The organism is Mesorhizobium sp. M0587, assembly GCF_040320945.1.
In the GTDB taxonomy this organism is placed as follows: domain Bacteria; phylum Pseudomonadota; class Alphaproteobacteria; order Rhizobiales; family Rhizobiaceae; genus Mesorhizobium.
The window spans coordinates 12,546-36,759 of record NZ_JAMYQP010000024.1; the positions used below are offsets into that span (position 1 = coordinate 12,546).

Below are 24,214 nucleotides of genomic sequence, written 5' to 3' on the forward strand. Positions count from 1 at the left end.
GGCACTGGCCTGCTGGACGCCGGCGAGTGCAGCAGCGGGGTGAGGCTGCGGCCGGAGCTCTCCAGAACTCGAACGGCCGCAGCTGCCCGCAACAACGCCTGGTCGTGATCGCGGGAAGCTATCCTTTGATAAAGGCGAGCAGGTCGGCATTGACCTGGTCCTGGTGCGTGGCCGTGATCCCGTGGGGCGCACCGGGGTAATATATTTCCTTTGCACCCCTGATCAGCCGCGCCGACTTGACTGACGAATCCTTGACCGGGACGATCTGGTCGTCCTCGCCATGCAGGATCAGCGTCGGTATATCGAACTTCCTGAGGTCCTCGGTGAAATCGGTTTCGGAGAACGCTTTGACGCATTCATATGCATTCACGAGACCGACCTGCATGCTCCAGAGCCAGAACTGATCCAGAATCCCCTGGGAGACCTTGGCGCCGGGCCTGTTTGCACCATAAAATGACAGAGCGAGGTCCAGGTAGTGCTGCGAGCGATCCTTGAGGAGGCCAGCCCGTATACCGTCGAACACATTAATCGGCAGGCCCTCCGGATTGGCCGGCGTCTTCACCATGATCGGGGGGACGGCAGCGATGAGCACAGCCTTGGACACCCGCTTCGTCCCGTGCCGTCCGATATAGCGAGCGACCTCGCCTCCTCCGGTGGAATGTCCGACCAGCGTGGCGTCCCGCAGATCAAGCGCATCGATTACCGCTGCGAGATCGTCCGCATAGCCGTTCATGTCGTTGCCGGACGTGGCCTGGCTGGAGCGGCCGTGGCCGCGCCGGTCATGCGCAACCACACGAAAACCGTTATGGGCAAGAAAGAGCATTTGCCCGTCCCAGGCGTCCGAATTCAGCGGCCAACCATGCGAGAAGGTTACAACCGGCCCCCTGCCCCAGTCCTTGTAGTAGATTTCGGTGCCGTCCTTGGTCGTGATTGTGCTCATAGTCCTGGTTCCTTTGCCTTTTTGGTGGATAGCGGCGTTTGGCTTTCGGCCCGCGGTAGATTGCGAAGCGACCGAGGATCAAGCCGCCCACCAAGACGTCACGGCCGGATGCGCCAATCGTGAAAAGTCCATCCCTGCTCATCGTGTCCATCCCTGATGCTTGGCCTTCAACAACTGGCTCACCATCACGATCATCGATCCGACCTGCATGGTCGCTTTCGGGGAGGGGTGAGCGAAGGAGCGGGCGACACTCGACGATCGTGATGGCTTGCGAGGAAGAGGATGCGCTTATCCGGCCTGCAAACCTATTCTACGGAAGGGTCTGTCGTGCGATGCCAAGGTGTAGGAAAGATACGCTGAGACAAGGCTCGGCGGAGTAACTTGGTCTAGTTTCCAAAAACGCGACGCTGCCCCCAAGCCTGTGCGGCACCGATTTGACGCAGCAGTCGCCAAGCGTCATCGCTGGATAAATGTAGGTGGAGTGGACTCGCGCAAATCCGCGATCAATCGGCTGTCCCTGCATCATACTTGCAGGAAGCTTGGGGCAGAGATCTATGTCGCGTCGGCCTGTCGCATCGGCACGGGCAGTGTCTCCCATGCCCGGATCAGCTCGCCGATCGAAGCGGCTTCCATCTTGCGCATGACATTGCCGCGATGGAGCTTGACCGTCACTTCGCTTATGCCGAGGTCAAAGGCGATCTGCTTGTTGAGGCGTCCGCGCGCCACTTCATGCAGAACCTCACGCTCGCGTGGCGTCAGCGTTTCAACGCGCTCGATGTTGCGCTTGACGATCACGGCATCCGCCCGCCGCTTGGCATCCATCGCAATACCCGCGATGACGGCGTCCAGCAGCGTCTGGTCCCGCACCGGCTTGGTGAGAAAGTCCACCGCGCCGGCCTTCATCGCCTGGACAGTCATCGGGATGTCGCCATGTCCGGTCAGGAAGATGATGGGTTTGGGGTTGCCGTTTTTCGCAAGATGCTGCTGCAGATCGAGGCCGCTCGATCCTGGCATGCGCACGTCGAGGATCAAGCAGCCGGGGCTGTCCAAAATGTCGGCGTCGATCAACTCGCGGGTCGAGGCAAAGCAAACTGGCTCGAAGCCCGCCGACAGGATCAATTCCGATAGCGCCTCCCGGACAGATGCATCGTCGTCGACAATAATGACGAGCGGCTGCTGCGCTTCACTCCTGCGCTGCGGCGCCGACGATAGCGATCTCCGCTGGAGCGGCTGGTCAACTGTCATGATCATCCCTCGGTTTCTTGGTTGCGTAAAGCGTCACCCACCGCCACAAGCAGGGCCTGGCCATCGAAGGGCTTGCGGAAAAACCCGCTAATACCTTTGGCGCGGAACTGATCCGCTAGCTCGTGCCGGCCGGTAATCAGGAATACCGGAAGGTTCGGACGCGCCCTCTTGACCAGGTCACGAAGCTCAAAGCCGTCCATGCCGGGCATCCCGATGTCGGTGATGAGCACGTCCACGTCCGACAACCCACTGACCACCAGCGATCCCGCCGACGAGAAGCTGCGGGCCATATAGCCGGCGGACTCCAGAAGATCCTCCAGCGACTCAAGCAGCCTCGGATCGTCGTCAACCACCGCCACGACGGGCCTTCGCTTGCTCACGTTCAGCCCCCTCCCGATCGGCGCGAGTGCGTGATCGGTATTTCCAATCGCTCCGCCATGCGGACGAGGTCGGCAAGCGACGCGGCGCCCATTTTCTGCATCACATTCCTTCTATGAATTTCCAGCGTAACTTCGCTGATTCCCAGTTCAGCGGCGGCCTGCTTGTTGAGCAGACCACTCACCACCAGCGGCAGCACTTCGCGTTCGCGCGGCGTCAACTCGAGGTAACGTTGCTTCAACACGCCAAGTCCGGCGCGCTGCGATCTCTGTTCCCGATCCTGGGCAATCGCCGCATGGATTGCGGTCATGAGGTCCGCATCGCTGAAAGGCTTGGTCAGGAAATCCACGGCGCCGTGCTTGATCGCACGCACCGAGGATGGGATATCGCCATGTCCTGTTATGAAAACGATCGGCGGATGACCGCCCACTGCGATCTGTCTCTGCAGATCGAGGCCGTTGATATCTGGCAACTCGACATCGAGGATGAGACAGGCAGGCAAATCCGGCTTGTCGGCATTGATATACTCACCGGCCGACCCGAAGGCTATGGCGCGCATACCGTGCGAAACCAGCAGTTCGCTGAGCGCCTCGCGGATGCGGTGATCGTCATCCACGATGAAGACAATTTGCTCGTCCGTAGTCATGACGCGACTTTCGCATCGACGGACGCGAGAATGCCGAGATCGAAAGGGCGAACCGCTGTTTGAGAAGCACCGGCATCGGTTGCTCCCGACGGACCAACAAAGGCTCGAGGTCGTCGGTGCTCCGCATAGCACCTTCTATCAGTGGCTGGATTTGGGCGGATGCTCATGGCGCTATCCTAGTCCCGCTACACGCCCTTCGCATCTCATGGAAATCCATGCATGGATTTCCATCGGACTGTCCGCCACACCCGTTTTGGCGAACCGGAATGAAACCAAGCGCTCCCGCGCGAAACAATCGCTTCATACCGAGATACCGAGCGAGCGAAGCGGCGTCTGCAATCAGTGCCCTCGTCTCGGATGCGTTCCGCGTATGACCAAAAAAACTATTGCGGTCGCCCGATCATGGTGCAGCCTTCGCCTCAACCGGAAGCGTGAAGACGAACCTCGCCCCATGCGGAACGCGGTTCTCCGCCCATAAGCGTCCGCCGTGAGACTCGATGATCGAACGGGAGATCGCGAGTCCCATGCCCATTCCTTGCCCTTTTGTCGTGAAGAACGGGTCGAATATCTTATCGGGATGTTCGACTCCCGGGCCGGAGTCGCTGACTTCAATCTGGATTGTGTCCCCTGTCCGGCGCACACGCATCCCAAGAACCTTGTCCCCGGCAATGGCGTGCATAGCCTCGATGCCGTTGCGAATAAGATTGACCAGGACCTGTTGGATCTGGACGCGATCGAACGCGACCAGCGGGAGGTTGCGTTCGACGTCGATCTCCATACGAACGCGACACCGTATGGCTTCCTCGGCCATGAGGTCACGCGCTTCGTCAATGACACTGGGGATCGGCGTGCTGGTTCTCAGTTCAAGGGACGGCCTGAACAAGGCGCGGATGCGGCCAACCACATCTGCCGCCGAGTTGGCGTCCCGGATAATCCGCTCGGCTGTAATCTTGGCGCGGTCGAGATTGGGCGGCTCGGCGGATAACCAACGGTGGCATGCATTGGAGTTGGCGACGATCGCGGCTAGCGGCTGGTTCACCTCATGAGCGATGGATGCGGAGAGTTCAGCAAGGCTCGCCGCCTGACTCGCACGTGCAAGTCTCTCTTGCGCCAGTCGAAGCTGCTCTTGTGCACGCACCTCGTTTTCGATGTCCAGGCAGATAACGTTCCACTGCACGATATCCCCTTCAGTGTTGCGCATCGGGGCGGCTCGCGTTTCGACCCAGCGATACTCGCCATCGAAGCGCCGCAGACGATGCCTTCGCGCGTAAGGCTCGCCTGTGGTCAAGGAATGGGCATATCTCTCCTTGACACCTGCCAAGTCGTCGGGATGAACACCCGCTTCGAGTGTGCCGGCCAGCCGCGATTTTCCCGCTTCGTCCAGTTCTTCGAGGTTGTAGCCGAGAAATTCACGGAGCTGCTGGCTGCGGTACATCGGCTCGCCATCCGGCGCGGCACAATCGATCATTGCCGGCAGCGTTTCAACGAGTTGCCAAAGCGCGCGCTCTCTCTCGCGCAGCGCTTCCTCGACCCGTAGCTGATCGTCGATGTCGTGCGTAAGGCCGTACCACTGGACAATGCGTCCGCCCTGATCCCTCAGCGGCTCTGCCTGGCCCTCCATCCAGCGGTAAACGCCATCCGCACGACGCAGGCGATACTTCATAAAGAAGCGTTCGCCCGTGGCGAAGCAACTGTTAAGTGTTTCTCGCAGGCTGGCCGCATCGTCGGGATGAACGACGGTGGCTATGAAGGCCGCCAGCCGGTTCGTGTCCGGCATCTCCGCGTCCGTTATGTCGAGGCCGAGAAAATCGATCAGGCGCTTGTTGAAGAAGGTCGGCTCGCCGTTCGAAGACAGCCGCCAGAGGTAGCTCGGAACCATGTTGACGAGTTGGGAGAGCTCCTGCTCCCGGTCGTGCAACGCAGCCTGGGTGGTCACTAGGTCATGGATGTCGACGCTCACACCGTACCACTGGAGGATACGGCCATCTTCGTCGCGGAGGGCCTCCGCGCGAGTCTCGGTCCAGTGATAGCGCCCGTTGGTCCGCCGCTGGCGATATCTCTGCACGTAAGGCACGCCCGTTGCGAATGAATGGCGGATTGCTTGCCGTGCTGTATCGATGTCGTCTGGATGGATCACACTTAGGGAAGGCGAGCCATCCGGGGCGATGATGTCGCTAAGAGTGGCCCCGGTTACATCCGTGAACCGCTTGTTGACATAGGATGGCGTTCCTTCCCGTGTCGTACTCCAGATCAAGGCGGGCACCGTGTCGATGAGTTGCTGAAGGCGTCGCTCACTTTCGCGCAATGCCTCCTGCGCTCGCACCTCATCATCGACATCGAGAGAAACGCCGTACCATTGCACAACAGCGCCGTTTTCATCACGTCGGGGCTCCACCCTGCACTCCGCCCAGCGATAAGAGCCATCCTTTTCAAGCCAGCGAAACCGCATGATGGAGCCATCGCCGGTCTCGAAGCTATTCGATAGCGTGCACTGCACCCCGGGAGCATCTTCGGGATGGATCAGCTTCTGCAGCAATTCATCGATGCGCGGTTCGCCCAGATCTTCGAAGTTCGCGATGACGGAACGGAAATGGTCCTGGTACCGCTTATTGAAGTAGGCCGGCCCGCCCGTCGGCATGGCGCTCCAGATGCGGACCGGCACGGCGTCAATCATCTGCTGGAGTTGCTGTTCGTTCCGTCTCAATGCCTCGACGCTTTCGTGCAATGTGAGCACCGCCTGCTGGTGTTGCCGCGAAATGGCGGCCACGATCAGAGCCGAGAACGCCGAAATGACCAGAAAAAGCTGCAGCATGATCTGGTTGTTCTTTTGGGAAGCGGGATCGCCGGCAAATTGGCTGGCGCCGGATACCGTGAATACCGCCGTGATCAGCGCAAGCAGGATCAAGGCGACTGCGGCGCCCCTGAACTCAAAGCGCACCGCGGCCCAAAGAAGAGGCGGCATGATGATGTAGGCGAAGGGCAGGTAGCCGCTCAAGGAGAGGGCGGCAACGCCGAGAAAGATCAGCCCCAGGACGCTAGCTTCGATCCATCGGGCGGCCGAAAGCCGGGCCTTGCCGCGCCAGTTCTGGAACACGACCAGCGCCAGCGGCGCCACGATCAGGACCCCGGTTGCGTCGCCGATCCACCATAGAGGCCAGGCCGCGGCGAAGCTCTGTGACTGAATACCGAACCACGCAAGCGTTGCACTTCCCACCGTCGCGCTTGCGACTGGCGCGACTCCAGCGGCCAATACGACGAATGCGAGAACTTCCTGCAAGGTTTCCAGCCGAAGCGGGCGCTTGCAAGCCCGATTTACGAGCCATGCCCCGGCCACCGCCTCAAGAGCGTTGCCGGTGTAGATGAGGAAGGCGGCAAGCAGCGGAGTGTGGAACCACAACAGGTTGCTGGTCAGTTCAGCCACACAGGCTGCCAGCATCCACCACGGCCAGCTATACCTGGAGGCAATGAGGAGCGTGGCGATGAAAAGCCCGCTCGGAGGCCAAATGGAGATGCCCGTTCCAGGTACGATCGCGAGCGACTGAGCGAATCCGCAGCCCAAGACGTAAACCGCGATAAAAAGTCCCAGATGCAAGGGTCGGGGGCGATGCGCCCAGACCCGAGAGGAACTGCTTGTTTCAACATCACTGACAATATTGCCGGGAGGCAGGCCTGGTTCATTTGCCGCGCGAGCTCGACCTCGTCCTGGCGATCCCAGTCCGGATTGGTCCAACCCATGCTTCAGCGCGCGTGTTGCTTCGGAGTCGGTTTCGCTAGGCGAGGTGGATGCTGTCGTCATCGGCTGCTCCTGACGGACACACAAAAGCCTTGTCGGCTCTCCGTATAGCACTTGCTCTCAGCAGCTGGAATCTGGGCTGACGAACTCGCAGCCCATGATAAACCCGCCGCGCCCCAGCCGCATCTCATGGAAATCCATGCATCGCGTAGAGACTGGACGAACGGCCAGGTCATGTCGCCTGCCGCTTTGTCTGCTGCACACCGAACCCAGAATGCCCCTGCATTCCCATGTGGTCGGTCGACACCGCTCGCACGATACATCCGGGAGCCCTGCCGGCAAAGACAAGTTCCAATGTAAATGGCTAGAGGCGCTAAGTTCTAGACCTTGTTCGGTTCGGCCGAGCGGCTCGGCGGCCGAGGAATTGCTTGGCCAGAATGAGACAGGGCGCAGCAACCGCGAACAGCACCACAAGCGCGAAGAAAGCTTCATCGAACGAGATCGTGGCGACCTGCCTCTCAAGGGCGTGCTGCAGCAGCGGGAGCGCGGCCTTCGTCGCCGTGGCGCTGTCCATACCGTTTGTCAGCAGAAGGTTCGCGGTGGCCCGCAGGCGCTGGTCCACGGCCGCGTCGCCATTCATGAGGTGGGCAGCCAGTATGGTTCGATTGTGGACATTCTGATGATCAATGTACGTTTGCAAAAGGGCTGTGCCGGTCATACCGCCAACCTGTTTGCCGAAGTCGAACAGGCCGATGCCGAACGGCAGCGCATCGGCTGTAAGTCCCCGAAGCGAAATCAGGGTCAATGCCACGAACAGCAGACCCAGGCCGAATCCCCGCAGAAACAAAGGAACGCTCAGGTCCGGTGAGCCGCTCGCGCTGGTCGAACCCGACAGGAGCCACATGGCTCCGGCGAACAGCAAAACACCGAACGGGACAAGTGCAATCGGGTGAATTCCGGCCTTTTCGATGACGAAGCCAGCGAACAGAAGTCCCAGCGCGAGTGCGGCCCCACTGGGTAGCAGAAGCACTCCTGCGCCCGTGGCCGTAAAATCGAGGACGTTGAGGGCAAAAGCCGGGATGAGATAGGCGCTGCCCGAAAGAGCAAAGCCCGCGACGATGCTGACGAGGAGGCCAAAGCGGAAGTCCGGAACATCGAATGGCGAAACAGCCAGCAGTGAGCCTTCTGAACGGAAAGCGATTTCCCAAATGGCCAGAAAGCCGACGGCCACGACACCGATGGTGGCAAGCACGATGATATCCGTGTCGTCGAACCAGTTGAACCTGTTGCCTTGCAGCAAGACGTAGGTCAAAAGCGCGGCACCCAGGCCGAGCAACGAGACCTCAAGGACAGGAAGCCTGATTTCCCGCCAGTACGTTCGGTCGCCGTCCGCCCCCAGAAGGACAAGGGAGGCGATGCCGAGGGGAATGTTGCTCAGGAATATCCGCTCCCAGGTGAGATGGTCGACGAGCCAGCCCTCCAGGGCAGGCGTAACGGCCGCCGGAGCCGTCACGGCGCCTACAGCGAAAATTGCCTGGACGACCGGTTGATTTCTGTGCGGGAACCGGAAGAACAGCAGAGCCTGACCTGCGACGAGAATTGTGCCGCCGGCCAGCCCCTGGACAACGCGGCAGATGTCAATCCAGGTGAGGTCAACCGAGAACGTCATTGCCGCGGATGCCAGCAAAAGGGCGACGATCCCCGCGCGCAAACAGGCGGTCGGCCTGACTGCCCTGACAAAAAGCGGCGCGACAAGGAAAACCGTCAGTTTGGCCGCGATGAAAACAACGTCGGCCATCGCCAGTTCGTCCGGTGTTGCGTAGGTGTCGCCAAGCATGTCGATCCTGCCGATGGACAGTGCAGTGGACGCGACCGCGTCCATGAGGGCGGCCAGCACAATGCCTGTCGCCATGAGCCAGGCGCGCGACGGTGCGCCGAGATGGTGCTGCACGGCTCCTTCTTCGGCGAGATGCGTCACTGTAGCGAGCGTCCGTTCGCGGTTCCGCCGGGCTGCGTTTCCAGCGCAATAGCCGCATCCCGGGCACTAACGGCGATGGCAACGCGAGCCGAGAGCCCCGGAACCAGGCGGCCGGGCAATGGGTTCCGCGTCATTTTGACTTTGACCGGCACGCGTTGGACAACGCGGATGAAGTTTCCGGTGGCATTGTCTGGCGGCAGCAAGCTGAATGCAGCACCGCTGCCGGGTGCGAAGCTGTCGACAACACCAGCGATTTCCAGATCTGGATATCCGTCGACCCTGACGCGGACAGGTTGACCGATCTGCACCTGTTTCAGCTGGGTTTCCTTGAAGTTGGCGACGACCCAGACGTCGTTGACGGGAACGATGTCCAAGGCTGCCGCTCCTGGCGTGACATAGCGGCCGACACGGATCTGGCGATTGCCGACGATTCCTTCGACCGGAGCTCTCACGACTGTATTGTCTAGGTCGAGCATAGCCAGTTCGAGCGCTGCCTGCGCCTGCGACAGGGCTGCTTTCGCGCCGGACAATTGCGCATCCAGCACGTCGAGCTTCAGCTTTTGAGCCAACAGATTGGCTTCTGCGCCGTCCAGGGATGCCTGTGCCTTATCATGGCCAGCCTGTGCATCCTGCAGCTTCTGATCGCTTGCTGTCCCGTTCTTCTGCAGCGTCACGTAGCGGTTCAGGTTGGCGCGCGCGAACTGCAGGTCAGCCGTGGCGGATTGCTTCTGCGCCTCAGCCTGCGCGATCAACGCGTCCTGGAGTTTTCGAGTCGCCCCGATGTTGGCGATGTCCGCGTGCCGGGCGGCGACGTTAGCCTTCGCCTGGATCACTTTGGCCTTGTAGTCGCTATCGTCGATGCGAAAGAGAACAGCCCCCTTTGAAACGCTGGCATTGTCGTCCACGTCGACTTCGACGACATAGCCCGCCAGCTTGGGAGCGATACTGGTGATGTCTCCGCGGAGATACGCGTTGTCGGTCGCTACCTCGAATCGGCCGATGGTGAACCACTGCCAGCTCCATATTGCTGCTGGTGGCATCACCATAAGGGCAATGATGGCGATTGCGATCTTGCGGGCTCGGCTCATGATCGCCTCGACCTCAAGTCAACGCACTCGCCGTCGAAGGGGATACCGAGCTCCCGGAGAACCCCAGATGGTCGGCAAAGCTGCGAGCCGCGATACGTAATAAGCTTTCACGAGAATGTCTCCGTCGAGCTGCGGTTCAGAGTTGCCCAACGATCGCGGATTTCATGGTCTCGCCGCTATCACACGAATGAATATCCCAACTCGCCCGATTGGCAGTTCGCACTGGACCTCGGCACAGGTCGTGCTGTCAGCCGGTCAATTCACCGGCGCAGCCAAATGTCCATCTCGGGGTCGAAGCCTCAGGAGGCCGGCAATTGGCGACGGCAACCCTCCAGCCTGGTTGGTGCGACGCCCGCTTTCAGGTGGTCGCAAAACTGATCGCAAGGGCTGAGACGCGTAAGGCCCGAAGCAGACCAGCCTTTGTGCACGCCCTTCTACGCTCAAGCGCTCTCCCCATTCGAAATGGCCTTCACCTCACAAGGGACGTGACGCAAATCGGACTTTCTACACCGGAGATGCAGGCCGGTGCAGAAGCGGACGCCGCAGGGTTTCCAAGCTTCCGTGGCATATCGACCTCCGAACTCGACGCACCTGCAACGCCTCCTTGATGCATAGAGTAGAGCGTGCAGCCATGCAGCGGGTACGGCGTTGGCATTGGGGTATGAGGACCCGCTTCGCGGCCCCGCCCGTCAACCCCGGAGGCCACGGCGCTGCCAATCCCCGTCGCAACTGAGCTGCCGGGCTGCCGCCTAGTCGTTCGCTGCGAACGTCGGCTTCCATCTCAATTGCGCTTCGTCTTGAGGCTCTCGTAGTCAGCGATGCACGTGAAGCCAAGGCTCGATCGAGGGGCAAGGGACTTCAGTCTTAGTTGAGCTATCGCTAATATGACGATAGCTTGCAGAGCGGGGACGATCCTGGCGCTCATAGCTCAAACAGGACAGAGCGGAGGCTCAAAATGGGCGATGATAAGCTCTGGCATGATGCTATTCACGACCATCAGGTCGGACATTTCGCTTCGGAGAACGGTTTGACTGCGGACCTGGCTTGGGAGTTGATCCTAAAACACGGTAACAACCGAAAGGCCGTGATTAAAGCTGCGCAGGGTTTAGTCAGGCAACATGGCCGACCACCCCCCTGCTCCCCTATAGAACCCCCGCCGCCCTTGGCGAAGAGCGTGGGCGGACGAAAGCGGTAGCTTGCAACGCTTGCTGGGATTTTGGCGCCTTTGAAGATGGCCAAGGACATCACAGGCATACTGCGCTGTTCATCCGGTGGAACGGGACAGGTTGTGGCCCGTTTGGACGCAGAAACGTTCTAAAGCCTACCGAGCGAAATGATGGCCCTGGAAAATTGCGCCACGAACGCGATAATTGTCCTGTCGTGGTCCACAAATTCCGCCCTCACCGGCGGTTACATCCAAGGCCGGTTCACATCACTGAACCGGTCTTTTCTATTTGCGACAACGAATCGCCCCAAATAAACGGGTGGAGCTTCTGGGAGTGCCGCTGCGGCCAACGCTGACTCGGCAGCTTCACCTATGAATTAGTTCCGTTTTCGTTCTTTTCCACGACAACGCCATCCCGTACGGCTGGATAGGGTTCCTCGGCAATCTGCTCCAAGAGCTTCCGTGAGGCCGCTAGGATGCGGCGTGTCTCATCGATGGCCGATTGTAGGGAGCTCAGTTCGGCATCCGCTCGGCGCTGTTTACGGCGGGCGCTTTCGATAAAATGGTAGTCAGGTTCCCACCTGTATTTCATACGGGACCAACGAGCAAACCGGGGAAAAGTTCAGCCCGTCAGCTTCTCGAAATCGTTGCGGCGGTCGCGGATCGAGACGAGCAATTCCGCTTCGGTTTTGCTGGGCTCAAGTTGAAACACAGTCAGCACAGTGGACGCGAGCATTTCCGCGTCAATCGAAGTGGGGTGCAAGCTGGCGTCGGCGCATATCTGATCGAACACACGCTGACACATAGCCAGGTCTTCCGATGCCAGAAATTGGAAATTGGAAAAGGGCACTTGGCTGTCTCTCGCTGCATGGCGAGAGCGCAAAGCATCTCTCAATCGTCCGTATGCCGCGGCGTGCCGGGCGACGACAGAATGTACGAATTCGTACGCGGATGCTGCAAGCTAATTCAGTGTCAGGTCTGTCAAATATATAATCGCTTTAGTGTTGTTGGTGCACTTTTCAGCGCGATGCGCTCTTTTTTAGTTGCCTTCAAAGGTTGCGAACGCAAAGAGGGCGGGGTTCGTTACTCCCGCCCTCTTGGCGTGAGTTGCAGCAGTGGCTACTTACCCGACAGCTGCTTGGCGTTCTCGGCCGTAATCGCCGTAGTGTCGACGGTGACCGTGGGCTCCACCGACGAGGCGCAATCGAGCAGGATCTTTTTCGACATTTCGATCGCTTCCTTGGCGCCGGTCGGATAGGTGAAGGTCGCCGCCCAATCGCCCTTGGCGACGGCTTCGATGCCGCCCGCCGGTCCAGGCAACCCGTCGGTGCCGATGATCTTGACGTCCTTGCCTGCGCCCTTAGCGGCAAGCAGCGCGCCCGCCGCCATCATGTCATTCGAGGCGTAAAGCACCTTGATGTCGGGATGCGCCTGCAGCATGGCGGCGAAGGCGGTTTGGGCTTTGTCCGGCACCCAGTCGGCGGCCTGTTCGGCCACGACCTGGATCTTGGCATTCGCCTTCACGCCGTCCTTGAAGCCGTTCAGCCGTTCGACCGCCGGCGTGGAGCTTGGCAGTCCCTCGAGCACGGCTGCCTCGCCGCCGTCCGGCAGCAGGGTCTTGGCAGTGTATTTGCCCGCTTCCATGGCGATCTTGTAGTTATCGCCGCCGATAAAGGCGGTGTAGTCCTTGCCGGGATCGCCAACCGTCTTGCGATCGAGTTCGATGACCGGGATGCCGGCATCCATGGCACGCTTGACCGCAGGCGTCAGCGGTGCCGCCTCGAAGGGCGAGATCAGCAGGAGATCGACCTTCTGGGTGATGAAGTTGTCGACCTGCGACGTCTGCGTGTTGACGTTGCCGGCGCCGTCGGCGATCTGCAGCGTGAAGCCCGGCACTTGCTTGGCAGCCGCGGTCAGTTCGTCATTCACGTGCTGGCGATAGGGTTCTGCATTGTTCGCCTGAGAAAAGCCGATGATGAACTGACCGTCCTTGGCGCAAGCCTTGACCATCGGGCCGGCAGCTTGGGCGGCTCCCGCAATGCACAGGCCAGCGCCTGCCAGGAGCGCGGCCTTGAGGGCACGCCTTTTTCTTGTGGTTTCCATATTCACTCTCCTCCTCGTCGGGCCGGGGGCCAGACCTTTGGTTGACTGACTTCCACTTGCCGCCGCCTTCCTCCTAACGGCCCAAACCCTCGCGGCGGCGAACGAGGGATTGGAGCACTGCCGCCAGCACAATGATCGCGGCGGTCGCGAGCAGCTGCATGGCGGGGGTGATGTTGTTGAGCTGAAGGATGTTGGCGAGCGCGCCGAGCATGATGGTGCCGGCAACCGTGCCGACCATCGAGCCGGCACCGCCGAACAGGCTGGTACCGCCAATGACCACGGCGGCGATCGCTGTGAGTTCGTACCCCATGCCGTCATTAGCACTGCCGAAATTGAACTGGCCGGCATGCACGATCCCTGCAAGCGCGGAGGCAAAGCCGGTGATGGCATAGACCGAGATCTTCACCATCGACACCGGCACGCCGGAAATGCGCGCGGCGCGCTCATTGCCGCCAACGGCGAAGACGTAGCGGCCGAAACGTGTGGTGTTGAGCACCACGGTAGCGATCGCGGCGAAGGCGATGAAGACGATGGTGGCCACCGGAACGGTGTTGCTGAACAGGCGTTCGCCAAGCACCGCGAACACCGGGGGCGCTAAGCCAGGCCCGTCGCCATAAGAAATGTTGATGTACTGATTGCCCGACACCACCAGCGCCAGGCCGCGCGCCGCCTGCAGGCCGGCCAGCGTGACGATGAACGGCTCGAGCCGGAAGCGGCTGGAGATGGTGCCCTGAATCGTGCCGAAGACGATGCCCATGACCAGCACGGCAAGGATGGTCGGGACGAGGCCAAAGCCACCCGAAATCATCATCGATGCGGTCACCACGCTGGAAAGGCCAAGGACGGCGCCGACCGAGAGGTCGATGCCGGCGGTGATGATGACGAAGGTCATGCCGATGGCGATGATGCCGGTTTCCGACACGGCACGCACGATGTTGGCGATGTTATCGGGGTTGAGGAACAAGATTTCGCCATGCCGGCGCGGCGAGAAGATGATGCCGCCGATCGCCACCAGCACCAGGCCAATCAAGCTCTGGAAACGCACGATGAGGGCTAGCGGATCGCGATGCTTTGGTGCCGGCACGGGCACCAAACGCGCCCCCGCGATCGAAATCTTGTCCTGCGCCATCAGGCCTCCCTGCCGTTTGCCGCGGCAAGCACCGTGTGCTCGTCGACGCCGCCGATGAATTCCGCCACATTGCGCCCCTGGCGCAGCACCACGATGCGATCGCACAGGCCGATCAGCTCCGGCATCTCGCTGGAGGCGACCAGGATGCCGAGCCCTTGCGCCGCGAGTTGCCGCAGCCGCGCATAGATCTCGCCCTTGGCGCCGACATCGACGCCACGTGTCGGCTCGTCGAGCAACAGCAGCCGGGGATTGCCGAGGATTTCCTTGGCCAGCACCACCTTCTGCTGGTTGCCGCCCGAAAGCGCGCCGACGGCGATGTCGGGGTTCTTCGGCCTGATGTCGAACTGGCCAAAGGATTGCCTGATCGCATCAATCTGGCGCCGCGGCGACATCAGGCCTGCTGGCGAGATGCGGCGGATCACCGACATGACGAGGTTGAGGCCAACCGCCATTCTGAGCATCAGGCCGCTGCCTCGGCGGTCGTCGGTGACGAAGGCAATGCCCGCGTCGCGCGCGGCCTTGATCGAATCCAGTTTCACCGGCCGGCCGTCGATGGCGACCTCACCTTCCCAACGGCCGGACAGACCGGCGCCATAGAGCGCGCTGAGCAGTTCCGTGCGCCCTGCCCCCATGATTCCGGCTAGCCCGACGATCTCACCGGCATTGACGTCAAGCGAGATGCCGGTGGGCGGCTGCCATCCGGCACTTTCATGGGCAAGCCGGAAGCTCGCGTCGCGCAGGCTGAGCAGCGTCTTGCCGGCCGTCCTGGCCCGTTCGGGATAAAGCTCGTCCAGCGGTCGCCCGACCAGGAGCCGCACCAGTTCGGCCTGCGGCGCATGCGGCTCGGTGATGCCGGCGACGCGACCGTCGCGCATCACCGTCACCCGGTCGGCGATCAGCGGCACCTCCTCCAGGCGATGCGAGATATAGACGATGCCGACCCCGCTGCCGGCGAGCTTGCGCATGATGTCGAACAGCCTTTCGACCTCGCCGACCGTCAATGCCGCCGTAGGCTCGTCCATGATCAGCACGCGCGAGGCGTAGGACAGCGCCTTGACGATCGCCACGACCTGGCGCTGACCGATCGACAGATCGGCGACCATGCTGGCCGGATCTATTGCAAGCTCGATGGCTTCCAATCGTTTGCGGGCCTCGCCGCGCATCGCCCGCACGTCGAGGAAGCCGCCCGGCCGCATCAGTTCGCGGCCGAGGAACAGGTTGGACGCGACGTCGAGCGTCGGCACCAAATCGAGTTCCTGGAAGACAGTGGCGATGCCGGCTGCCTGCGCCTCGCGCGGATTGTTGAAGCGCACCGGCTTGCCGTCGATGAGGATGGTGCCCTCGTCTGGTGCGTAAACACCCGACAAGAGGTCCATGAGCGTCGACTTACCGGCGCCGTTCTCGCCGAGCAGTGCGTGGATTTCCCCGGCCTTGAGGTCGAAGTTGACGCCGCGCAGCGCCTGGACACCGCCAAAGCGCTTGACCGCACCGGTGACCGAAAGCAGCGGCGCGCTCATGTCGGGCTCGCACAGGATTGCCGGGCCTGCAGCGTCGCCTGCAGCCGGACCGCCTGCGGCTCAATATCGCTCGACGCAATACGGGCGCAGAGCAAGGCCGCTGCCTGCCGGCCGATCTCCTTGCAGGGCTGGGCGACGAGTGTCAGTCGCGGCTCGAAGCAATCGGCCCATTCGAAATCGTCGAAACCCGCAAGCGAGAGATCCCCCGGTATCGAGAGACCCCTTTCGCGGATTGCCCGCACCGCTCCGATGGTCGTCATATTGTTGCCGGTGATCAATGCCGTGGGCCACGACGGCAGGGACAGAATGGCGTGGGTCGACGCCGTGGCACTCGCCGTGTCGACGTTCTCGCACGACACATAGTGCGGCAGGTATTCAAGTCCATTGGCGGCAAGCGAGGCGCGAAAGGCCTCGATGCGCTCGCGCGTCGTCGCCAAGCCCGGCTGGCCAGCGAGATAGCCGATGCGCTTGTGGCCGAAGGAGGCGACGTGGTCGATGAGCGCCCGCATCGCCGTCTCGTTCTCGACACCGATCTGGTCAAAGCGCTGATCGGCGAAGCGGTCTATAAGCACGCAGGGCAGCTTCTTCTCGGCCAAATAATCGATGGCGCGCTGGGGCGCGCCCGACGGTGCCAGGATAACGCCGTCGACACGCCGCTGGTGGAACGCGCGCACCACCGACAGCTCGCGATCGGGATCCTCCTGCGTGTCGGAGAGGAACACCATAAGGCCAAGACGCGCGCATTCGGCTTCGACAGCGCAGATGATGTCGGTAAAATAGGGGTTGGAAATCGCCGAGATCGCCAGGCCGACGCTGTTGGTCGAGGCCACCTTCAGCGACCGCGCAAGTTCGTTGGGCTGATAGCCCATCGCGGCAATCGCGTCATTGATCAGCCGGGCCTTCTCCGGCGAGACAAAGCGGGTCCGGTTGATGACATGCGAGACGGTCGAAACCGACACGCCGGCGCGGCGCGCGACCTCAGCCATTGTCGGCATGGCGGCTCAATTGGAGTGCTGACAAGCGCTCCTCCCTGATGATGCGTTTCCGGTCCGCTCTTATTGGATCTGGCGGATTTAGAGCTACGGTAGCGCCGTCGAAACGTTTGCGCAATCGCTTCGATGACTATTTCGGATCAAATTTTGCGCTCGGCGCAATTCAATCAAACTGGCCGGGTGGAGGGGCGGGAAGATCGTCGAGCATGCGAGGAACACATGAACCCAACCGACAAAGCATTATGGTTCGTCAAGAGCCATCTGCCGGAGCCGATTTCGCTCGAAGACGTCGCCCAGAGCAGTGGCGTGTCGCGATTTCATGTCACACGGGCTTTTCTTGCCGCCACCGGGCCGTTCCGTGATGGGCTATGTGCGCTTGCGCCGGTTGACGGAGGCGGCGCGCAGGCTGGCCGGCGAGGCGCCCGATATCCCCTCAGTCGCGCTCGACGCCGGTTACAACTCGCATGAGGCTTTCACCCGGGCTTTTTTCATCGCCGGCTTCGATAGATCGCTCGTCCCGGAGCGAGGTCTGCCTGCTCGATGGCTGGCGCGAACAGGTCGGGCCGGGTAACACCACAGAACCTTGCCGACTGTGCGTGCGGCAATCCTTCTTGCGAACAGTGCCGCGTCATCGACAGCGCCATTCCCTCCGCTCGCCACGGCTTGCGATAGAAACTACACCGCTTCTACTTCACCGGCTCCGGCATCGCCGAGGAGTGGTGGTGGACAATAAGCCAGTTTCCGTTGCGCAATTCGTAGATGTAGGAGTAGCGCGCCTTGACGGTCTCGGTTGTGCCCGGGGTGTTTCCGGAAAGCGCGAAAGTATAGGTGCCAACGTCATACGCCGTGTTGCAGCCAATATGGATCGTGCGGCTATCGATGGTGCCCTGGGGATTGCGCTCGAGGAAATGGACGAAATAATCCTTGATTGCGGCGGGACCCGTTCTCGGTTGATTGGAAACGGTCGCCAGCAACACTGCATCAGGAGCGTAATTGGCGGTAACCTTGGCCGCATCGTGCGTTGCCAGCGAATTGTTCCAGCGATCGAACAGCGCGGCGATTTGGTCTTTGTTGACCGTCTTGCAACTAATCGAGGTGTCGGCTTGCGCGACAGCCGATGCGGCGCAGGCGACGGCGACTGTGATGAATCTTTTCATCGCTGATGATGCCTCTGGAGGGATACGAACGGCATGGCATATTGGGTGTGCAGCGGACTTAGCTGTCCAGCCGCGCACGTTTATGAGTTCACGCCCTAAGAAAGAGATGACCGGTGCGACGAGGGACTACTGAGGGGACACATGACGCCCGTCGCACCGGTCAACGCTAGAACTTGAAAGCTAGCCGCATATTAGCAACTGCGCAATTAATCCGGAAGGAGTACCCCTTGCCGGAAGGCCCGCCGAGCAGTCGAACCGACCATCAAGCCATATTGCGAGACGGTCCACGTCGTCATTTTCATCCGCTTGTGGCAGCTTTTCCGCCGCCTAGCGTGGAAGCAGTCTGTCAGAAGGCGGCCCCGGATCTGCCGCTGCAATGCGCGCCTCGTTTTGAGCTAATTTTCGCCGCGCTCAAAGCGCCAGCTTCTGCCGAGCACTTCGGACCCATGAAGATGCCACAAAGCTGGTTTCAACGAAGGCCCGGAGTGGGTGAGCTCTTGCAAATTCCATTTGCGAAACTGCCCCATATGCCGCGGAAGCCTAGCGCCCCATCCCAAAAAGAAGCGGGCGCAAGATCGAAATACTGATCGGAATCGATCCGTCCTCAGCTCAGCACTCGATGAGCAAGCGCGGCATCAACTCCCAGCATCAATCGATAGCAACCACCGGTCCAGAGACGGCCAGGGCCGGCGTCGCCGCGCCTTCGCGCATTTAGAGGGCCGGTTTCAGCGGCAGGAGCTGTTCGCAGACCACCTCAGGCGCTGGTAATTCGGGAACACCGAAAAGTGCAGCTGGCAGCAGACGCAACGATACGTCACGCTGTCAACTCAGTATCGACCGCGCTTCTTAAGCAACCTCAGTGCCACATTTTCCCTCTCAGCCATTTAAGAAACTTGTTCCCACCGATTGTTCGGCGGACCCGAGCGGCTGCCCATTCACCTCTGAACGTGGTTCCGACGTGGCAGCTGCAGACGATGTCGTGCAATTGCCAGTCAGTCAGCTCGAAGAACCGCTTGGCTTCTCCATATGAATCATCCCTTAGGCCCTCCACGCGGAGTACCGGATCCTCGAAGGCCACGCTAATTGGCGAGCCCTCACAGCGTGACGCGTCACGGCGTTTTCGCTCAAGATGCTCGGTGCGGGTAAGAGCACGCAGGCGTCGCTCGGGAACCTTCTCCAGCAACTCCGCCCAACGCTCAATGCGCTGCTGGCGGCTCATGATCGGGTATGTCGACAAAGGTTCCACCTTTGCGATTGTCTGCAGTTGGTCCAAGGTTTGGTGTTTCATGGTCGGCTCCTGTTGACGGAAGTCTCCCCACTGAGGAAGAATTATCGCGCTCCGAGGTCCTGACAAGAGCCGGCCTGGCGGCGATTGAGGCGCGCGGCGAACTCGATCTCGCAGAGAGTCTATGCAGGATGTTCTCCGACCGACGATGTGGAAGAGATGAGAGGGACCGGCGCGCACGTTCATCAATTGAACGACTGGTATGCGGGGTCATAGAATTGAAATTTGCGGTCGCCCGAAAGCAGTCATGCAAGCGCCGCGGACCGATCCTGCGGCCGGTCAAAACGGCGCTGGCTTGCCTCGGTCGCGTGACCTAGGCTGGGCCTCGACGATGATGCCGCCGACGCCGTGCAGAAGGGCAGGCCCTACGTGTTCTTTTTGAAGAGACGAGCTTCCCTCAGGATTGAGCCGCGATCGAAGCCGACCAGCGACACTATCTCGCGTATCTGGTGTTCGGGTACGCCTGACTCTCGCGCGAGCTCGCTGACGATTTCAGGTTTCAGGCCGGGCCGTGCTTGTTCTTCCGCCATCACATTGTGCCTGATGTTGGCCAAGAATGCGATAGTTTACGCTTTCGGACCAAGTCTAGCCAGGGGATTCGCTCACGGGTTCGCTTACCGTCCAAGCGCCTGCCGGGAAGCCGAAAGAGGTTCTTCCTCGTCCACTAGTCCGGCCATGTAATTTGCAATAATCCGGGACGCCAGCGCTTGGCGTCGCTGTTCAGCTAGAACCTCGGACGTGAGCCGGTCGAACACGCGGCCCAGCAGCGCCAGGTCAGACGGATAGAAGACGCCTGCCTCTTCGGCTTTTCGGTGGATCGGCATGTGTCCCTCCCCGCCGGACTGATATGCTGCGCAATTAATCCCATTGGGGAATGGCAGTAAAGAAAAGGCCGCTGCGTGGAGCTGAGAGCTAGGCAGCGGCGAGGCTGCCGATAGCTCCTAGCCGGCTGGGGCTGGCGCGGGATCGGCTCGACTTTGGCCACACTTCCAGGAAGAGATCGGGTGGTGGATAAATTCCGATCACCCACTGGCCGGTCGCAACGAATTGGACCTGGCCCTTAGCCAGCTTCCAGAGCCGGTGCTCAGCCGTATCGATTGGAAAACAAGCGCGGAGGTATCGTGAGCGATGCCGACTTTTTGTCGCGATCGCGAAGTTCAGCCCTTAACCTGGTGCGAGCAAGGTCTCCAACGGCAGCATCGATAGTAACGTCAACGTGGCGGGGTCGAAGCCGCTTCCACGCGAGGCGCGTCCATGGCAGAACTCCTTGGCATGGCACGCCCTGGCCCGCTACTGGCATTTTTAGCGCTCTATGTCCTTATGTATGCAGCATTCGGGACAGCGTCCCCGTTCTGGCCACGGTATTTTGAGGTGCGCGGCCTGACACCTGAAGAGCTGGGCGTTCTATTCGGGCTAGGCAACGCAGCCCGGCTGATTGCCGGACCGCTCGCCAATCGAATTGCAGATCTTCTCGGCGCCCTCCGCATCACCCTGGCGGTCTGCATCGGGATCGCGGTGGCGGCGACGCTTGGGCTGGCTGGCGTGCAGGGCCTCTTTCTTATATTAGTCGTCTATCTTGCCCAGTCAGCAGGACTGGCGCCGATCACAACCCTCGCCGACGCCCTTGCGGCGCGCGCATCGGGGCGCGAGCCCGGTTTTGAGTATGGTTGGGTGCGGGGTGCGGCATCAGCGGCCTTCGTAGGTGGCACCCTCGCGGCTGGCCAGGTGCTCGGAGTTTTCGGTCTAGGTGCGATTATATGGATGTACGCCTCGCTGCTCGCCGCAGCGTTGGCTGCCGCCGCGCTGGTGCCGGAATCAGACACCGCCGCCGAGCGGGCTGCGGACCCGGTCGGGCAAAGCGTAATCGGCGGGCTGCGCGAGCTGCTCGGTCTTCCGACATTCCGGCGCATCGTGGTGATTGCGGCGCTGATCTATGGCAGCCATGCGATGCATGACACCTTCTCGGTAATCCGCTGGACGGCGGCCGGGGTCGGCACGGCGGCGAGCAGCATGCTTTGGTCGGAAGCCGTCGCAGCGGAGGTGGTAATGTTCGTTTTGTTTGGACCGATCCTGCTGCGTCGCTTTGGCGTGGCCGGGGCAGCTGCTCTGGCCGCGGTGGCCGGAATCCTGCGCTGGGTCGTGGAAGCGGAAACGGCGGTGGTTTGGATACTTGCGTTCGTGCAACCGCTTCACGGCATTACCTTCGCATTGCTGCATCTTGCCTGTATGCGTGTTATCGCCAGCAGCGTGCCCGCACATCTTGCCGCCACCGCGCAGGCCGTTTACGCGATCGGCCCGGGGCTGGCCACCGCGGGCCTGGTCTGGGTATCAGGACAGCTTTACGGAGCCTATGGCCCGCCCGGGTTCCTCATCATGGCAGCATTCTGTGTGCTGTCCCTTCCGCTAGTGAATGGACTTCGTGAAAGGCCCCCATCACCGGATTGATGATGGTCGCGCTTATGCGAGCTTCTCAGCCAAGGGATGGCAGCGGCGGGTCGCAGGATATGGACTCACATGAAAGACCGCCGCTTTAGATGGGGAAGCTGACGTTGCTGAAGATTTAGCGATCTCGGAGCACGAAATGAACTCCATACCAACTCCGGACGGACCCCGTTCTACCTTTCCTGAAATGCTCTAAAAGGCGATCTTCAGTCCGACCTTGGCGCCGATGGTGGAACTGTCGGACGACATTTTGCCACGAACTTCGCCGTTGACGGTGGTCGAGTCCGACATCTTCAGGTTGAAGCCGGTCAACAGCGCGGCGGAAAGATCCGAATCGTCGAAGTCTATCCCAACCGGTAACCGGCGGGCAGCTCAATACGACCATCCTTGACGCTCCGAAACAACGCGTGCGAACCGGAATTGCTGGATTCATTCCAGCCGCGCCGCAAATGGGGCGTAGCTTGGTGGTGTCGATCAACGAAATCTGCGCGTCCGGCGGAGAGCTTGTCGGGGGTTGCTCAACTCGCTTCGCTGTACGGAAGAATCAGAGCCCGGTTGGTCGAGGCCAGGAGACGAATGCTGGCGGTCGACATAGCCCCGCCATGGCACTCTGCAGGCAACGAAGTTGTGCCTTCCCAGTGGGATAAGCGCATCCAGGAACCTTAATCCTTCTAAGAAGTTATGGATGCACTCTCAGCCGGACAGCGTCATGTTCCGCAGGACGCAGCCGGCAGGTGTTCTTTTGGCGATCTCTTTAGGCGCCACCGTCGTGTCACGTCTGCTTCAGAGGCACTTTGGGCGTACGGTTCCATTGATCGTCCTCGGGCAGGTGTTGGCGGCCACCGGCGCCGCTGGTTTTGCTCTGTGGATCGGTGACGATGGACGAACTGACGGCCGCCAGGAAAGACCAGCCGAGTTCCTCTGCCGCTCCCGCGGCGAAGGAGATTCTGGGCAGACTCGGGCCGGGCCTCATCACGGGCGCGTCCGACGATGATCCATCCGGGATCAGCACCTATAGTCAGGCGGGGGCGCAACTCGGGTTTGGCATCGGATGGACGATGCTGCTGACCTATCCTCTGATGGTCGCAATTCAGGAAATCAGTGCGCGCGTCGGAAGGACGACCGGACACGGCATCGCAGGCAATCTGTGCCGTCACTATCCAAATTGGCTTCTGCAATCAATCGTAACTCTTCTGTTCATCGCAAACACCATCAACATCGGCGCGGACCTCAGCGCCATGGCGGATGCGACGAAGCTTTTGATTGGCGGCCCGGCGGTGCTCTACGTCGTGCTATTCGCAGCGGTTTGCGTGGTCGGAATCGTTTTCGTGAACTACGATCGCTATGCGCTCATCCTGAAGTGGATGACATTGAGCCTGTTCTCGTATGTCGCGGTTGTCTTTGCCGTGCGAGTTCCCTGGGGCGAAGCACTCGGTGGCGTGCTGGTTCCCAGAATCATCTGGAGCAGCGAGTTCTTCACCACGCTTCTCGCGATCTTCGGCACGACGATTTCGCCCTATCTCTTCTTCTGGCAGGCGTCACAGGAGGCTGAAGAGGTCCACGCAAATCATCACAGAAAATCGTTGTTGAGGGCTCCACGTCAGGCGCTCGACGCGTTCTCGCGAATTCGCGCCGACACTCTCATAGGCATGGCATTCTCCAATATCATCGCTTTGGCGATCATCTTCGCGACCGCGGCGACGTTGAATAAAGCCGGCACCACCGACGTCGAGACATCCGCTCAAGCGGCCGAAGCGTTGCGGCCGATTGCCGGCGATTTTGCCTTTGTCATCTTCGCTTTCGGCATCGTCGGTACAGGGTTGCTAGCGGTGCCGATCCTGGCCGGCGCGGCGGCTTACGCCATTGGCGAAGCGAGACGATGGCCGGTGGGATTGTCGCGCAGACCTAAGGAAGCTGTGGCGTTTTACAGCACTCTTGCCGCGGCAACGGGGCTCGGAGCAGCGATCACGTTCAGTCCAATTGATCCTATCAAAGCGCTGTACTGGACAGCTGTCATCAACGGTGTCGTCGCCGTTCCGGTCATGACAGTTATGATGGTTATGACAGCGCAGCCGAAGGTCATGGGCGACTTCACCATCAAGGGTTGGTTGCGCTGGCTGGGCTGGACCTCCACGATCGCGATGGCGATGTGCATGTTCGGGATGCTCATCAGTTGGTTCATGTGACAGCCAGATAGCTTCCGCCGTTGGCACTCGGGACGATCTCGCAGCGGCCCGGCAGTTTTTTATTGGGGGTGACCAAGCCAGTCTGGCGGACCTGACCGGCACTTGTTGCTTCGCCGGCGCGTGCCAAGGCGGGCGGCTACAAACCGCCCACCGACTTGCACACTCCAAACACCATTGGCGACTCCGCCAGTGAGCCGCTCCAGCAGGCTGGCGTCTTCCCCCCAACCATT

18 protein-coding genes and 1 pseudogene are annotated in these 24,214 nt (G+C 60.8%); 3 read left to right on the forward strand and 16 right to left on the reverse strand.

The genetic code is table 11. The annotated features are described in order from the left end of the window. Positions 1-118 precede the first annotated feature (118 nt). The 12 genes from NKI49_RS20800 to NKI49_RS20855 all read right to left on the reverse strand — a co-directional run bounded on the left by NKI49_RS20800 (position 119) and on the right by NKI49_RS20855 (position 16,917). Positions 119-940 carry an alpha/beta fold hydrolase gene (locus NKI49_RS20800; RefSeq protein ID WP_352601335.1) on the reverse strand — a complete coding sequence of 274 codons (822 nt, stop codon included), beginning with the start codon at positions 938-940 and terminating at the stop codon, positions 119-121. A 552-nt stretch (positions 941-1,492) separates the two neighbouring features. Next, on the reverse strand, positions 1,493-2,185 hold the full coding sequence (locus tag NKI49_RS20805) for a response regulator transcription factor (RefSeq protein WP_352601478.1): 693 nt from the start codon (positions 2,183-2,185) through the stop codon (positions 1,493-1,495). Between the two features lie 2 nt (positions 2,186-2,187). Continuing rightward, positions 2,188-2,565 carry a response regulator gene (locus NKI49_RS20810; protein WP_352601333.1) on the reverse strand — a complete coding sequence of 126 codons (378 nt, stop codon included), beginning with the start codon at positions 2,563-2,565 and terminating at the stop codon, positions 2,188-2,190. 2 nt (positions 2,566-2,567) lie between these two features. Then, positions 2,568-3,209, reverse strand: a complete 642-nt coding sequence (locus tag NKI49_RS20815; protein ID WP_352601331.1) for a response regulator transcription factor — start codon at positions 3,207-3,209, stop codon at positions 2,568-2,570. A 400-nt stretch (positions 3,210-3,609) separates the two neighbouring features. Beyond that, entirely contained in the window at positions 3,610-7,005 is a 3,396-nt protein-coding gene (locus tag NKI49_RS20820) for an MASE1 domain-containing protein (protein ID WP_352601329.1), read from the reverse strand. A gap of 310 nt (positions 7,006-7,315) precedes the next feature. Next, entirely contained in the window at positions 7,316-8,920 is a 1,605-nt protein-coding gene (locus NKI49_RS20825; RefSeq protein ID WP_352601327.1) for an MFS transporter, read from the reverse strand. Beyond that, entirely contained in the window at positions 8,917-10,008 is a 1,092-nt protein-coding gene (locus NKI49_RS20830; protein WP_352601325.1) for an HlyD family secretion protein, read from the reverse strand. Before NKI49_RS20830 ends, NKI49_RS20825 begins: the two co-directional genes overlap by 4 nt. A gap of 1,787 nt (positions 10,009-11,795) precedes the next feature. Next, entirely contained in the window at positions 11,796-12,023 is a 228-nt protein-coding gene (locus tag NKI49_RS20835; protein WP_352601323.1) for a hypothetical protein, read from the reverse strand. Positions 12,024-12,292: 269 nt separating this feature from the next. Then, the gene (locus NKI49_RS20840; protein ID WP_352601321.1) at positions 12,293-13,276 is read right to left on the reverse strand and encodes a substrate-binding domain-containing protein; all 984 of its coding nucleotides are present in this window, start codon (positions 13,274-13,276) and stop codon (positions 12,293-12,295) included. 73 nt (positions 13,277-13,349) lie between these two features. After that, entirely contained in the window at positions 13,350-14,405 is a 1,056-nt protein-coding gene (locus tag NKI49_RS20845; protein WP_352601319.1) for an ABC transporter permease, read from the reverse strand. Further along, positions 14,405-15,922 (reverse strand): sugar ABC transporter ATP-binding protein, encoded by a 1,518-nt coding sequence (locus NKI49_RS20850; protein WP_352601317.1) that lies wholly within the window; start codon positions 15,920-15,922, stop codon positions 14,405-14,407. Before NKI49_RS20850 ends, NKI49_RS20845 begins: the two co-directional genes overlap by 1 nt. Beyond that, positions 15,919-16,917: a LacI family DNA-binding transcriptional regulator gene (locus NKI49_RS20855; protein WP_352601315.1), complete on the reverse strand. Its 999-nt coding sequence runs from the start codon at positions 16,915-16,917 to the stop codon at positions 15,919-15,921. Before NKI49_RS20855 ends, NKI49_RS20850 begins: the two co-directional genes overlap by 4 nt. Before the next feature lie 216 nt (positions 16,918-17,133). On the opposite strand from NKI49_RS20855, the pseudogene NKI49_RS20860 reads away from it, so the two are divergent. Continuing rightward, positions 17,134-17,401, forward strand: a pseudogene (locus NKI49_RS20860) (helix-turn-helix transcriptional regulator); the annotation flags it as partial. 199 nt (positions 17,402-17,600) lie between these two features. Here the strand turns inward: NKI49_RS20860 and NKI49_RS20870 are convergent. From NKI49_RS20870 to NKI49_RS20885, 4 genes are all read right to left on the reverse strand, one after another. After that, entirely contained in the window at positions 17,601-18,071 is a 471-nt protein-coding gene (locus tag NKI49_RS20870; protein ID WP_352601313.1) for an SgcJ/EcaC family oxidoreductase, read from the reverse strand. 856 nt (positions 18,072-18,927) lie between these two features. Beyond that, complete coding sequence (locus tag NKI49_RS20875) at positions 18,928-19,359, reverse strand: hypothetical protein (protein ID WP_352601311.1); 432 nt, start codon at positions 19,357-19,359, stop codon at positions 18,928-18,930. Between the two features lie 362 nt (positions 19,360-19,721). Beyond that, positions 19,722-19,886, reverse strand: a complete 165-nt coding sequence (locus NKI49_RS20880) for a hypothetical protein (protein WP_352601309.1) — start codon at positions 19,884-19,886, stop codon at positions 19,722-19,724. Between the two features lie 84 nt (positions 19,887-19,970). Continuing rightward, complete coding sequence (locus tag NKI49_RS20885) at positions 19,971-20,180, reverse strand: hypothetical protein (RefSeq protein WP_352601307.1); 210 nt, start codon at positions 20,178-20,180, stop codon at positions 19,971-19,973. A 430-nt stretch (positions 20,181-20,610) separates the two neighbouring features. On the opposite strand from NKI49_RS20885, the gene NKI49_RS20890 reads away from it, so the two are divergent. Both NKI49_RS20890 and NKI49_RS20895 read left to right on the forward strand, forming a co-directional pair. Further along, on the forward strand, positions 20,611-21,801 hold the full coding sequence (locus NKI49_RS20890) for an MFS transporter (RefSeq protein ID WP_352601305.1): 1,191 nt from the start codon (positions 20,611-20,613) through the stop codon (positions 21,799-21,801). Between the two features lie 875 nt (positions 21,802-22,676). Next, a complete protein-coding gene (locus NKI49_RS20895) occupies positions 22,677-23,984 on the forward strand; it encodes an NRAMP family divalent metal transporter (RefSeq protein ID WP_352601303.1) in 1,308 nt (435 codons plus the stop codon). The last annotated feature ends 230 nt before the right edge of the window (positions 23,985-24,214 follow it).